Genomic DNA, 12684 nt, shown 5'->3' with positions numbered 1-12684 from the left:
AGAACACTTGTTCCCTTGATCGTTTCCTCCCCTTCGTCCCGGACCGGATTTTGAGCGGGACCCCCGAGGTGGTTGGCTCAGCACACCCGGAACAACCGAGTGCTGGAGGAACAGCCATGGCGCAGGTCGAAGCCACGACGGAGCGGATCATCGCGGCGGACGCGGAGGCGGTGTTCGATGCGCTGGCCGACTACAAGGAGGTCCGGGGCAAGGTGCTGCCCGCCCACTTCAGCGAGTACGAGGTGCGCGAGGGCGGGGACGGCGAGGGCACCCTCGTCCACTGGAAGCTCCAGGCCACCAGCAAGCGGGTGCGCGACTGCCTGCTCGACGTCAGCGAGCCGACAGGGGGCACCTCCCATGCCGCAGGCTATGGGGGAGGGCAGCTCGTGGAGAAGGACCGCAACTCCTCGATGGTCACCACCTGGACCGTCACCCCGGCCGGCGAGGGCAAGTCCAAGGCCGTCGTCTCGACCGTGTGGAACGGCGCCGGGGGCATCGGCGGCTTCTTCGAGAAGACCTTCGCGCCCAAGGGGCTCGGCCGCATCTACGACGAGCTGCTGCAGAACCTCGCCGCCGAGGTCGAGAACTGACGCTCCGCCACGTGGTCCGGCCTCACCGGTTCGGGTGGTCTTTGCGGCCGGGCGGTTGTGCGCCGTAGTGGCTCCCACCGGGGGATACGCCCCCTGAGTGCGCCGTCAGCGCCCCCCGTCGCGTTTGCCCTCGCTTGTCGCACGATGCGAGAAATGGGCGGCAGCGCGACGAGGGGAGCGGCACGTGGTGGGTGGCATCACTCTGTTGGAGGACGAGCCGGGCGGTCCGGAGGGCGCCGAAGCGGCGCCCGCGGCCGCTCCGCCTCCGCCGCCCGCCGCGAAGGAAGCCGCCGGCGGCGACTCGCCCGGTGGGACCGAGGCGGACCCGCGCCGCATCCGGCTGATCTTCGTCGGGCTGATGCTCACGCTTCTGCTCGCGGCGCTCGACCAGATGATCGTGGCCACCGCGCTCCCGAAGATCGTCGGTGAGCTGCACGGCCTGGAGAAGATGTCCTGGGCGGTCACCGCCTACCTCCTCGCCTCCACGATCGGTCTGCCGGTCTACGGCAAGCTCGGTGACCTCTTCGGGCGCAAGGGCGTCTTCCAGTTCGCCATCGTCGTCTTCGTCGTCGGCTCCGCGCTGGCCGGCTGGTCACGCACCATGGACCAGCTGATCGCCTTCCGGGCCCTCCAGGGCGTCGGCGGTGGCGGACTGATGATCGGCGTCCAGGCGATCATCGCGGACGTGGTCCCGCCCCGCGAGCGCGGCCGGTTCATGGGGCTCATCGGCGCGGCCTTCGGCCTCGCCTCAGTGGCGGGCCCGCTGCTCGGCGGCTTCTTCACCGACCACGCCTCCTGGCGCTGGTGCTTCTACATCAACGTGCCGTTCGGCCTGGTCACCTTCGCCGTGATCACCGTCGTCCTCAAGCTCCCCCGGCCGACCGTGCGCCCCCGGCTCGACATCCTCGGCGCCGCCCTGCTCGCCGCCGCCTCGACCTTCCTGGTGCTGCTGACCAGCTGGGGCGGCACGGAGTACGCCTGGGGCTCGGGCACCATCCTGGGGCTGGGGGCCGGCGCCGTCGCGACGACTGCGCTCTTCCTCGTCGTCGAGCGCCGCGCCGCAGAACCGATCATCCCGCTGCGGCTGTTCCGCGACTCGATCTTCAACGTCACGGCACTGGTCGGCGCGGTCGTCGGCGTCGCGCTGTTCGGCGCGGCCAGCTATCTGCCGACCTTCCTCCAGATGGTCGACGGGGCCACCGCCACCGAGTCCGGGCTGCTGATGCTCCCCATGATGGGCGGCATCGTCGCCGCCTCCGTCGTCTCCGGCCAGCTCATCTCCCGCACCGGGCGCTACCGCGTCTACCCGATCGCGGGCTGCGCCGTCTCCGTGGTGGGCATGTGGCTGCTGTCCCGCATGGAGACCGACACCCCGCGCATCGAATACAGCATCGCGCAGGCGGTGCTCGGCCTCGGGATCGGGCTCGTCATGCCGGTGCTGGTCCTCGCCGTGCAGAACTCCGTACGCCCCGCCGACCTCGGCTCCGCGACCAGCGCCAACAACTACTTCCGGCAGATCGGCGGCAGCGTCGGCGCCGCCGTCTTCGGCACCCTGTTCGCGGGGCGGCTGGCCGACGCGCTCGCCGTGCGGCTGCCCTCCGGGGTGGAGCTCCCCGACCCCGAGTCGATCAGCCCGCAGCTGGTGCACGCGATGGAGCCCGCCCTGCGGGACGCCTACATCCAGGCGTACGCCGACGCCATGCCCCGGATCTTCCTCTACCTCGTGCCGGTCCTCGTGCTCGGCCTGTTCTTCGCCTTCTTCCTCAAGGAGAAACCGCTGGTGTCCCACAGTTCCGAAACCACCGCAGCCGGTCTTGAGACCACCGCGGCCGAGCCCGCCGCGATCCCCTCCGCCCGCACCGACCCGGGCACCACGTCCGCCGGATACCTCTCCGGGGTCCCGGTCTCCGGCAGCGTCCAGCACCCGGACGGTACGAAGGTCCCGCGCGCCGCCCTCACCCTCATCGACGTCCAGGGGCAGCAGGTCGGCCGGGGCGCCAGCGGGGACGAGGGGCGGTACGCGCTCAGCGTGCCGGGCGCCGGTTCGTACGTCCTGATCGCCGCCGCCGGGGGCCACCAGCCGCAGGCCGTCAGCGTCACCGTCGGCGAACGGCCCGTCGAACTCGACGTGGTGCTCGGCGGCGCGGGCCGGCTCGCCGGAACGGTGGTGACCGCCGACGGCGTGCCCGTGCGGGACGCGGCCGTCACCCTGACCGACGTACGGGGCGAGGTCGTCGCCTCCACGCGCACCGGCCGCGAGGGCGGCTACGTGATCACGGAGCTGGTGGCGGGCGAGTACACCCTCGCGGCCTCCGCCCCGGCGTTCCGGCCCGCCGCCCTCCCGGTCAGCGTGCAGGCGGCCAGGGAGACCCGGCAGGACATCGAGCTGGCCGGCGGCGCCGTGCTGCGCGGGATCGTCCGGGCCGGCGGCGGGCGGCCCGTCGAGGACGCCCGCGTCACGCTCCTGGACGCGGCGGGCAACGTCGTGGACACCGTGACCACGGGGCCCGACGGGGCGTTCCGGTTCGTGGACCTGTCCACCGGCGAGTACACCGTGATCGCGGCCGGCTACCCGCCGGTGGCCACCGTGCTCCAGGTCGCCGGCGGCGGGCGCACCGAGCGCGACCTCCAGCTGGGGCACGAGGACTGAGCGCACGTCCGGCAAGGGGTGGTGCGCCGTCGAGTGCGCCGGGCGCACCACCCCCGTGGGTGATTCCGCCGATGACCCACGGACGCCGGTCGCCGCCCCGTACCGTGGAGTCACGCGCCGCGGCATGTCGCGGTGAGGAAGGAGCCTTCCCCCATGGACCTCGGTGTGTCGCCGCAGAGAACACCACAGCCGCGTGACAACGCGGCGGGCCGGGTACCACTGGCCGTGGTCGTCGTCGACACGGACGGACTCGTCTCGCACTGGTCCACCGGAGCCGGAAGGCTCTTCGGGATCACCCGGGCGCAGGCGGTGGGCTGCCCGGCCGGTGAACTCCTCCCGGTCTCCGGAGTGCTGTCCCCGGGTGACGGTCCATCGGCGGAAGCGGAGCGCGCCGATCCAGGGCCCGTGCTCGACAGTTCGCTGAGCGGCGACTTCGCCTACCCGGTGGCGGGGAGCGCCCGGCTGGACGACCCCGGCCGCGGCCGGATCGACGTGCTGTGGTGGGCCTACCCGCTGGTCGGGCCCGGCCCGGAACGGCTGCTCGTGCTCGCCGCCGACGGCGCGCGACTGAGGGGCGCGGAGGGCGGCGAGGACGCCCGGACCCGGACCGTCGCACCCGGATTCGCCGCCCACACCGACTTCCCGGGCTACCCGGAGCTGTCGGCGCGGCTGCCGGAGATCCTGCCCAACATGAGTGTGCAGGAGGCCACGAGAATCGTCGCCCAGGTCCTCGAACTGGGCTACCCGGTCCTGGAGTTCAGCCACCACGACCGCATCCCGGTCACCCCCGACTGGGGTGTGCCGAAGCGCGCCGGAGGCATCCCGGCACAGAGCGAGGGGCGCGCCGCCGACGGGGCGGCGGCTCCGCGCGCCGTGCCCCGGCCCGAGCTGGACCTCGAATACGCGGCGGTCAGGGAGCGGCTGGAATTCCTCAACGAGGTCAGCGGCCGCATCGGCACCTCCCTCGACCTCGAACGCACCATCCGCGAGGTCACCAGCGCCGCCGTGCCCCGCTTCAGCGACTTCGCGGGTACACACCTGCGCGCCGCCGTCCTGGCCGGCGAGGGCTTTCCCGACGGGCCGCCCGACGTCACCACGGTCTGGCACCGCGTCTGGGTCGAGCACAACGACGAACCGGGCCGCTGGGACGACACCGTGCCCGTCGGCGAGTCCATCGCCTTCCCCGAGCACACCCCGTTCTTCCAGTGCATGGTCACGGGCGAGCCGGTCATCGTGCCCTACGTCAGCGAGGAGCTGAGCAACCGGATCTCGGGCGAGTTCGAGAAGCGGGACCTCAGGCCCCTGATCACCCACCGCTCGCTGCTCATCGTGCCGCTCAAGGCCCGCGACGTGGTGCTCGGCTTCATGGTGCTCATGCGCCGCCCCGGCCGGGAGCCCTTCGACGACATGGACCGCACCACCGGCGCCGAACTCGCGGCCCGCGCCGGGCTCGTACTCGACAACGCCCGCATGTACACCTACCAGGAGAACGTCGCCGAGACGCTCCAGGACAGCATGCTGCCCAACGTCGAGCCCCGCATGGCGGGTTGCGACATCGCCACCCGCTATCTGCCGGGCACCCGGCTCGGCCGGATCGGCGGCGACTGGTTCGACTCGGTGAAGCTCCCGGGCTCGCGGACCGCGCTCGTCGTCGGTGACGTGATGGGGCACGGGCTCAACTCGGCTGCGATGATGGGCCAGTTGCGCACGGCGGTCCTGACCATGGCCACCATGGAGCTGCCACCGGCCCAGCTCCTGCGCAATCTGGACGACCTGGCCCAGCGCCTCGGCGAGCAGTACCTCGCGACCTGCCTCTACGCGGTCTACGACCCCATCGGCCACGAGCTCCAGATCGCCAACGCGGGCCACATCCCGCCGGTCCTGGTCCGGGCCGAGGACGGCCGGGCCGAACTGCTGGACCTGCCGACCGGGGCGCCGATCGGCGTCGGCCAGGTCGCCTTCGAGACCGCCACCGTCCGGGTGCGCCCCGGAGACCGGCTGATCCTGTGCACGGACGGCCTGGTCGAGGTGCGCGGCCAGGACATCGGGGCCGGGCTCGCCGCGCTCTGCGCCTCCGCCGCCCACCCCGCCGCGTCGATGGACGACGCCTGCGACACCATCATCCGCGCCCTGAACCCCAGGGGCGGCCGCAAGGACGACGTCGCCCTGCTGATGGCCCGGCTCAACGGGATCGGGGACGACGACGTCGCCGAGTGGCAGCTCGCCCTCGACCCGCGCGAGGTCTCCCGGGCCCGCCGCCTGGTGCGCGGCAAGCTGCTCGACTGGGAGCTGCCCGACGCGGTGGAATCGGCCGAACTGATGGTCAGCGAGCTCGTGACCAACGCCGTCAAGCACGGCCGCACCCACCACATCGGGCTCCGCCTGGTCCGCACGGGCGCGCTGCTGTGCGAGGTCAGCGACGACGAGCCCGCCCCCGCCTCGCTCCTCGGAGTCACCGCGAACGACGAATTCGGGCGCGGCCTCGTGCTGGTGAGCAGCCTCGCCCGCGAGTGGGGCACCAGCGGAACGGCGCGCGGCAAGACCGTCTGGTTCGAGCTGGCACTCTCCCGGCCGTCCCGGCCGCTGACGAACGGCTGGTAATCACAAGGCAGTTGCGTCCCAACCCTTGCCCCGGGGCCACTCGGGGCAGTAGTCCCTGGCTGAGCGAAGTGAGTGTGCACGACGGGACTTGGGAGTACGCATGGGTGTGTCGGAGCAATACCGTGAGGCGTGGGAAGGCTACTGGGCGGCCACGTCGGACCGGCCCGGTGAGGCGATCTGGGACGCGGAGGCCGCCCTGAGCGCCGTACCGCACAGCCGGCTGCTCCTGCCGCACGCGGACGCCACCCTGCCCGTCGTCGACCTCGGCTGCGGCAGCGGTACGCAGACCCGCCATCTCGCCACCCTCTTCCCCCGGGCGATCGGGGTGGACCTCTCGCATGCCGCGATCGACCACGCCCGGCGGGCCGACACCGGGCAGGTCGCGGAGTTCGCCCAGCTCGACCTGACCGACGCGGACGCCGTACGCGCCCTGCACGAGCGGATCGGCGACGCGAACGTCTACATGCGGGCCGTGATCCACCAGAGCGACCCCGAGGCCCGGCCGGCCGTCGCGGCGGCCGTGGCGACCCTGCTGGGGGAGCGGGGCCGGGCCTTCGTGGCCGAGCTGACGCCCGCCTCCAAGGAGGTGCTGCAACGGGCCGCGCAGGGCCCGGACGGCCCCCCGGTGAAGCTGCGCCGGGTCTTCGAGCACGGGCTCAAGCCGGCGAGCGCCGCCGAGGAGGAGGTCCCGGAGCTGCTGAAGGCGGCCGGGCTGATCACCCTGGACAGCGGGGAAACGGTCCTGCCGCAGACCGAGACGCTGGCCGACGGGACCAGGATCGACCTGCCCGCGCGGTGGTTCGTCCTGGCCGCCGGCTGACCCGTACGCGACGCCGGCCCCGGACGCGTGACCACGTCCGGGACCGGCCCGCACCCGTTCACGGCAGCAGCCGGGACCGCCGTCCCGCCGCGATGTCCTCGACCCACCCGCAGAGCGGCAAGGCCGCCGCGGCGAGGACCCGGACACCACCGAACCGGAGCCCGGTGCTCTCCAGTGGCAGAGGGCGCTCAGTACGACGTTCACCTCGGGCGTGGCCTCGGGCGTTCGCCGAGGCGCTGAGCGGCTGAGCCGGCCCGCTCAGGACCCCGCCTCCTCCCGTACCAGCGCCATGAGGGCCCGCGCCCCCGGGCTCATGGCCCGCGCCTCGGGCAGGACCACGACGCTCTCGTAGAACGCCTCGTCCGGCCCGTCGAGCCGCACGGCCGCCAGACCCCGCGCCTCGGGCTTCCGCGAGAAGTGGTGCGGCACGACCGCGATCCCCAGCTGCTCGTGCACCAGCTCCAGCAGGCTGTGGACGTCGGTCACCTCCAGGGCCACCGTGCGGTGGGCACCGGCCGCGGTGAACGCCGCGTCGGCCGCGCGGCGCGGCCCGAAGTCCGGGTGGAAGTCGATGAACGGCTCGTCGGCCAGCTCCGCCCAGCCGGCCCGGTCCGCCGCCGCCAGCCGGTGGCCCGGCGCGCACAGCAGCACCATCGGCTCCCGGGCCAGCGGTACCAGCTCCCCGCGCCACCCGGCCGGGCTCACCGTCGCGGCGAAGGCGATGTCGAGCCGCCCGCCCGCCACCCCGTCCACCAGCTTCGCCGTGCCCTCCTGGCGCAGCCGGATGTCCATGTGCGGATGCGCGCCGTGGAACGCGGCGAGCAGCCGGGGCAGCCGCAGCCCGGCCACGCACTGCTCCACGCCCACGGACAGCGTGCCGCGCAGCAGGCCGCGTACCGCGGCGACGGCGTCCTTCGCGGCCCGCACCCCGGCCAGCGTGCGCTCGGCCTCCACCAGCAGGGCGCGCCCCGCCTCGGTCAGCCGTACGCTGCGGGTGGTCCGGCTGAACAGCGGCGTCCGCAGCTCCTGCTCCAGCGCCCGTACGGAGGCGGAGAGTCCGGACTGCGAGACGGCGACCCGCTCGGCGGCCCGGGTGAAATGCCGTTCCTCGGCGACCGCGACGAAATGTTCCAGCTGACGCAACTCCATGATTGAGAAATATAGGTCCTGAATCCAAGCGGAATCTCCTGTTGGACTGCTGGATCGATGTGAGCGAGCCTGGACACGTGCCCGTTCCCCGACCGGGCGAACCGGAACATCTCTCCCGTGGAGCCTCGTATGTACATCCCGTCCGCCGACCGCTACGCGAACATGCCCTACCGGCGCACCGGGCGCAGCGGCCTGAAGCTGCCGGCGCTCTCGCTCGGCCTGTGGCACAACTTCGGCGGGGACCGGACACCGCAGACGCAGGGCGAGATCCTGCGCCGGGCCTTCGACCTCGGTATCACCCACTTCGACCTGGCGAACAACTACGGCCCGCCGCCCGGCTCCGCCGAGAGCGCGATGGGCCGCGCCCTGGCGACGGACTTCGCCGCCCACCGTGACGAGATCGTCGTCTCCACCAAGGCCGGCTACCTGATGTGGGACGGCCCGTACGGCGAGTGGGGGTCGCGCAAGAACCTCCTCGCCTCCCTGGACCAGAGCCTCACCCGGCTCGGCCTGGACTACGTCGACATCTTCTACTCCCACCGGCCCGACCCCGAGACCCCGCTCGAAGAGACCATGGGGGCCCTCCACTCGGCGGTGCGGCAGGGCAAGGCGCTCTACGTCGGCGTCTCCAACTACTCGCCCGAGCAGACCCGTGAGGCCGCGCGCATTCTGAAGGACCTCGGCACCCCGCTCCTCATCCACCAGCCGCGCTACTCGATGCTCGACCGCTGGGTCGAGGACGGCCTGCTCACGGCCCTGGACGAGCTGGGCGTCGGCTCCATCGCCTACTCCCCGCTGGAGCAGGGCATCCTGTCCGACCGCTACCTCCAGGGCATCCCGGAGGGCTCCCGCGCCGCGGGCAGCAGCCCCTTCCTGTCGGCCGACTCGGTCACCCCCGACCTGGTGGCGCGGCTGCGCGAACTGAACGAACTGGCCTCCGCGCGCGGCCAGTCCCTCGCCCAGATGGCCCTGGCCTGGGTGCTGCGCGGCGGCCGCGTCACCTCCGCCGTGGTGGGTGCGAGCAGCGTCGCCCAGCTGGAGAACAGCGTCGAGGCCGTGCGCAACCTGGAGTTCACGGACAAGGAGCTCGGCCGGATCGAGAAGCTGCTGAAGGGCGCCAAGCGGCGCTGACCGCAGGCGGCCGGACCGGGCGTCGTGAGGATCAGACCTCGTCCGGCCGCAGCAGCAGCTCCAGCAGGCCGGGGAAGCGGGCGTCGAACTCCGCGCGGCGCAGCCGGTTGACCCGTTTGGGCCCCTCGTCGCGCTGCTCGACGAGGCCCGCTCCGCGCAGCACCGAGAAGTGGTGGCTGAGCGCGGCCTTGCCGACGGGGACATCGAAGCTGCCGCAGGTGCGCGTCCAGTCCTCGGAGTGCGCCAGCTCGCGGACCAGCTGGAGGCGGACCGGGTCGGCAAGTGCCGACAGGGCGGCGAGCGTCGTCACCCGGGCGGGGTCCGTGTGCACGGGGGCGGGCCGGTGTCCGCCGCCCGCCGGCTGCTGGGCCATGGCCCCTCCTGTCTCCCGTTCGGGTCGCTTGCCGAGTGTTCGATGAATATCTTACAGTCCGAGTGTTCGATTTTCGTTGAACACTACCTCCAGGGGGCGGTCTGTCATGCGTACGGTCGAAGTCGAGAAGTACGGCGGGCCCGAGGTGCTGACCGTCACCGAGAAGCCCGTGCCGGAACCCGGCTCCGGACAGGTGACCGTCGACGCCGTCTACGCGGGCGTCAACTTCGCGGACCTCAAGGCCCGTTCCGAGGGCTACCGGGTGCCGTCGCTGCCCTTCGTGCCCGGCCTGGAGATCTCCGGCCGCGTCCGGGCCGTCGGCGCGGGCGTGGAGGGGCTGAGCCCCGGCCAGGAGGTCGCCGCGTTCCTGGCCGGCGGCGGATACGCGGAGGTGGTGACGGCCCCCGCCGCCACCGTCTTCCCGCTCCCGGACGGCATCGGCCTGCGCACGGCGGCCACCCTGCCCACCGTGCTGCCCACCGCACACGCCCTGCTCCACGAGATCGGCCGGCTGCGCGCCGGCGAGACCGTGCTGGTGCAGGGCGCGGCCGGCGGCGTCGGCACGGTCGCCGGACAACTGGCCCACGCGTCCGGCGCCGGAGCCGTGTACGGCGTGGTGTCCTCGGCCGCCAAGGCCGCGTACGCCCTCGGCCACGGCTACGACGAGGTGTTCGTCGGCGACACCTTCCCCGACGAGGTCCGCCGCGCCACGGGCGGCCGGGGCGTCGACCTGGTGCTCGACCCGGTCGGCGGTGACACCCTGCGACGCGGCCTCGACGCGCTCGCGGTCTTCGGACGCCTGGTCTCCTTCGGCAACGCGGGCGGGGGCGCGCCCTGGCAGGTCGGGCAGCCCGAGCTCTACCCGGGCGGCCGGTCGGTCGCCGGCTTCTCGATCCTCAGCCTCGCGCAGTCCGACCCCGCCGTCCTGCGCGCCCTCGCCGCACGCGCCTTCCGCACGGTCGCCGACGGCCGGGTGACGCTCCCGGTGACGGCGGAGTTCGCCCTGCGGGACGCAGCCGACGCCCACCGGCTGATGGAGGGACGCACCTCCACGGGCAAGCTCCTCCTGCGCGTCGCCGACTGATCGTCCGCCGGGCCCGCACGGCCGCCGGGGCCGTCATTGGAATGGACCTGTGGAGGTCCCGGCAGCCCTGGCCTGCGCGTTCTGCGGCGCGTACCGTGTTGCCGCATGAAGATCCTCGTCAGCGCAGACATGGAAGGCGCCACCGGCGTGACCTGGCCGGCCGACGTGCTGCCCGGCACGCCGCAGTGGGAGCGGTGCCGCTCCCTGTTCACCTCCGACGTCAACGCCGCCGCCCTCGGCTTCTACGACGGGGGAGCGGACGAGGTGCTGATCAACGAGGCCCACTGGACCATGCGCAACCTCCTGCTGGAGAAGCTGGACGACCGCGTCCAGATGCTCACCGGCAAGCACAAGTCGCTCAGCATGGTCGAGGGCATCCAGCACGGGGACGTCGACGCCGTCGCCTTCATCGGCTACCACACGGGCGCCGGCACGGAAGGCGTCCTCGCCCACACCTACCTCGCCAACTCCATCACCGGGGTCTGGCTGAACGGCGTCCGGGCGAGCGAGGGGCTGCTCAACGCCCATGTCGCCGCCGAGTACGGCGTTCCCGTCGTCCTCGTCACCGGGGACGACCTGACCTGCGTGGACGCCGAGGGGTACGCCCCCGACGCGCGGAAGGTCGCCGTCAAGGACCACGTGTCGCGCTACGCCGCCGTCTGCCGCACCCCCGCCCGCACCGCCGCCGACATCCGGGCCGCCGCCCAGCAGGCCGTCCCGCTGGCCGGCCGGTACCCGCCGGTCGAGGGCGGCCCGTTCACCGTGGAGCTGGAGTTCGACGCCGAGCACCTGGCCGCGGCGGCCACCGTCGTCCCCGGTGTCGGGCCGAGCGGCGAGAGGCGTGTCGCGTACACCAGCGCGACGATGTACGAAGGTATCCGCACGTTCAAGGCGGTGACGACGATCGTGTCGGCCGCCGTGGAGGAACAGTATGGCTGAGGCCACCGCCCCCCAGGACTCCGTCGACGGCCTCGCGCTCGACGAATCGGTGACGTTCACCTCCGAACTGATCCGCATCGACACCACCAACCGGGGCGACGGCGACTGCCGCGAACGTCCCGCCGCCGAGTACGTCGCCGAGCGCCTCGCCGCCACCGGACTCGAACCCGCGCTCCTGGAGCGCACCCCCGGCCGCACCAACGTGGTCGCCCGGATTCCCGGCACCGACCCCAGCGCCCCCGCGCTCCTGGTCCACGGCCATCTGGACGTGGTGCCCGCCGAGGCCGCCGACTGGACCGTGCACCCCTTCTCCGGCGAGGTGCGCGACGGCACCGTCTGGGGGCGCGGTGCCATCGACATGAAGAACATGGACGCGATGGTCCTGGCCGTCGTCCGGTACTGGGCACGGGCCGGCATCCGCCCCCGCCGCGACATCGTGATCGCGTACACCGCCGACGAGGAGGCCAGCGCCGACGACGGCTCCGGCTTCCTCGCCGACCAGCACGCCGCGCTCTTCGAAGGGTGTACGGAGGGCATCAGCGAATCCGGCGCCTTCACCTTCCACGCCGGGCCCCGCATGCCGCTCTACCCCATCGCGGCCGGCGAGCGCGGCACCGGATGGCTCAAGCTCACCGCCCACGGCAAGGCCGGCCACGGCTCCAAGGTCAACCGGGCCAACGCCGTCAGCGCGGTCGCCGCCGCCGTCGCCCGAATCGGCGAGCACGAGTGGCCGGTCCGCCTCACCCCGACGGTCCGCGCGGCCCTCACCGAGATCGCCGCGCTCCACGGCATCCACCCCGACCTCGACGCCCCCGGCTTCGACGTCGACGAACTCCTCGGCAAGATCGGACCTGCCGCCGCCCTCGTCGCCCCGACCGTCCGCAACAGCTCCAACCCGACGATGCTGGAGGCCGGTTACAAGGTCAACGTCATCCCGGGCCATGCCACCGCCTACATCGACGGGCGGACCGTCCCCGGCGGCGAGGAGGAGTTCCGGACCACGCTGGACCGGCTCACCGGGCCCACGGTCGACTGGGAGTTCCACCACCAGGAGGTCGCCCTCCAGGCCCCCGTCGACTCACCCACGTACGCCAAACTCCGGGCCGCCATCGAGCGGTTCGACCCCGAGGGGCACGTCGTGCCGTACTGCATGTCGGGCGGCACCGACGCCAAGCAGTTCTCCCGGCTCGGCATCACCGGCTACGGATTCTCGCCGCTGAAACTGCCTGTCGGCTTCGACTACCAGGCCCTCTTCCACGGCGTGGACGAGCGCGTCCCCGTCGACGCCCTGCACTTCGGCGTCCGGGTCCTGGACCACTATCTGCGCACCGCCTGAACCCGCCGGGG

10 protein-coding genes are annotated in these 12684 nt (G+C 72.8%); 8 read left to right on the top strand and 2 right to left on the bottom strand.

What is annotated here, in order from left to right:
• Nucleotides 1-116 precede the first annotated feature (116 nt).
• The 4 genes from B082_RS0115040 to B082_RS0115025 all read left to right on the top strand — a co-directional run bounded on the left by B082_RS0115040 (nt 117) and on the right by B082_RS0115025 (nt 6661).
• On the top strand, nt 117-590 hold the full coding sequence (locus B082_RS0115040; protein ID WP_018552634.1) for an SRPBCC family protein: 474 nt from the start codon (nt 117-119) through the stop codon (nt 588-590).
• A 184-nt stretch (nt 591-774) separates the two neighbouring features.
• On the top strand, nt 775-3240 hold the full coding sequence (locus B082_RS0115035) for an MFS transporter (protein ID WP_018552633.1): 2466 nt from the start codon (nt 775-777) through the stop codon (nt 3238-3240).
• A 153-nt stretch (nt 3241-3393) separates the two neighbouring features.
• Nucleotides 3394-5841, top strand: coding sequence for a SpoIIE family protein phosphatase (locus tag B082_RS0115030; protein ID WP_018552632.1), 2448 nt, complete (start codon nt 3394-3396; stop codon nt 5839-5841).
• Between the two features lie 100 nt (nt 5842-5941).
• Entirely contained in the window at nt 5942-6661 is a 720-nt protein-coding gene (locus B082_RS0115025; protein ID WP_018552631.1) for a class I SAM-dependent methyltransferase, read from the top strand.
• A gap of 258 nt (nt 6662-6919) precedes the next feature.
• Here the strand turns inward: B082_RS0115025 and B082_RS0115020 are convergent, their stop codons facing one another.
• A complete protein-coding gene (locus B082_RS0115020) occupies nt 6920-7810 on the bottom strand; it encodes a LysR family transcriptional regulator (protein WP_018552630.1) in 891 nt (296 codons plus the stop codon).
• A 129-nt stretch (nt 7811-7939) separates the two neighbouring features.
• On the opposite strand from B082_RS0115020, the gene B082_RS0115015 reads away from it, so the two are divergent.
• A complete protein-coding gene (locus tag B082_RS0115015) occupies nt 7940-8941 on the top strand; it encodes an aldo/keto reductase (RefSeq protein ID WP_018552629.1) in 1002 nt (333 codons plus the stop codon).
• A 31-nt stretch (nt 8942-8972) separates the two neighbouring features.
• On the opposite strand, the gene B082_RS0115010 is transcribed toward B082_RS0115015, so the two are convergent.
• A complete protein-coding gene (locus tag B082_RS0115010; protein WP_018552628.1) occupies nt 8973-9314 on the bottom strand; it encodes an ArsR/SmtB family transcription factor in 342 nt (113 codons plus the stop codon).
• Nucleotides 9315-9420: 106 nt separating this feature from the next.
• On the opposite strand from B082_RS0115010, the gene B082_RS0115005 reads away from it, so the two are divergent.
• The 3 genes from B082_RS0115005 to B082_RS0114995 all read left to right on the top strand — a co-directional run bounded on the left by B082_RS0115005 (nt 9421) and on the right by B082_RS0114995 (nt 12673).
• The gene (locus B082_RS0115005; RefSeq protein WP_018552627.1) at nt 9421-10398 is read left to right on the top strand and encodes a quinone oxidoreductase family protein; all 978 of its coding nucleotides are present in this window, start codon (nt 9421-9423) and stop codon (nt 10396-10398) included.
• Between the two features lie 105 nt (nt 10399-10503).
• Nucleotides 10504-11337, top strand: coding sequence for a M55 family metallopeptidase (locus B082_RS0115000; RefSeq protein WP_018552626.1), 834 nt, complete (start codon nt 10504-10506; stop codon nt 11335-11337).
• A complete protein-coding gene (locus B082_RS0114995; RefSeq protein ID WP_018552625.1) occupies nt 11330-12673 on the top strand; it encodes a M20/M25/M40 family metallo-hydrolase in 1344 nt (447 codons plus the stop codon). Before B082_RS0115000 ends, B082_RS0114995 begins: the two co-directional genes overlap by 8 nt.
• Nucleotides 12674-12684: the final 11 nt, after the last annotated feature.

Source organism: Streptomyces sp. ATexAB-D23 (assembly GCF_000373645.1).
GTDB lineage: Bacteria > Actinomycetota > Actinomycetes > Streptomycetales > Streptomycetaceae > Streptomyces > Streptomyces castrisilvae.
The sequence above is the reverse complement of the archived record's forward strand: the minus strand, read 5'-3'. Positions and strand labels throughout refer to the sequence as shown.

Coding starts and splice junctions, on each gene's coding strand:
- B082_RS0114995 (WP_018552625.1), top strand. CDS start 11,330: ATGGCTGAGGCCACCGCCCCCCAGGACTCCGTCGACGGCCTCGCGCTC.
- B082_RS0115010 (WP_018552628.1), bottom strand. CDS start 9,314: ATGGCCCAGCAGCCGGCGGGCGGCGGACACCGGCCCGCCCCCGTGCAC.
- B082_RS0115015 (WP_018552629.1), top strand. CDS start 7,940: ATGTACATCCCGTCCGCCGACCGCTACGCGAACATGCCCTACCGGCGC.
- B082_RS0115030 (WP_018552632.1), top strand. CDS start 3,394: ATGGACCTCGGTGTGTCGCCGCAGAGAACACCACAGCCGCGTGACAAC.
- B082_RS0115020 (WP_018552630.1), bottom strand. CDS start 7,810: ATGGAGTTGCGTCAGCTGGAACATTTCGTCGCGGTCGCCGAGGAACGG.
- B082_RS0115040 (WP_018552634.1), top strand. CDS start 117: ATGGCGCAGGTCGAAGCCACGACGGAGCGGATCATCGCGGCGGACGCG.
- B082_RS0115025 (WP_018552631.1), top strand. CDS start 5,942: ATGGGTGTGTCGGAGCAATACCGTGAGGCGTGGGAAGGCTACTGGGCG.
- B082_RS0115005 (WP_018552627.1), top strand. CDS start 9,421: ATGCGTACGGTCGAAGTCGAGAAGTACGGCGGGCCCGAGGTGCTGACC.
- B082_RS0115000 (WP_018552626.1), top strand. CDS start 10,504: ATGAAGATCCTCGTCAGCGCAGACATGGAAGGCGCCACCGGCGTGACC.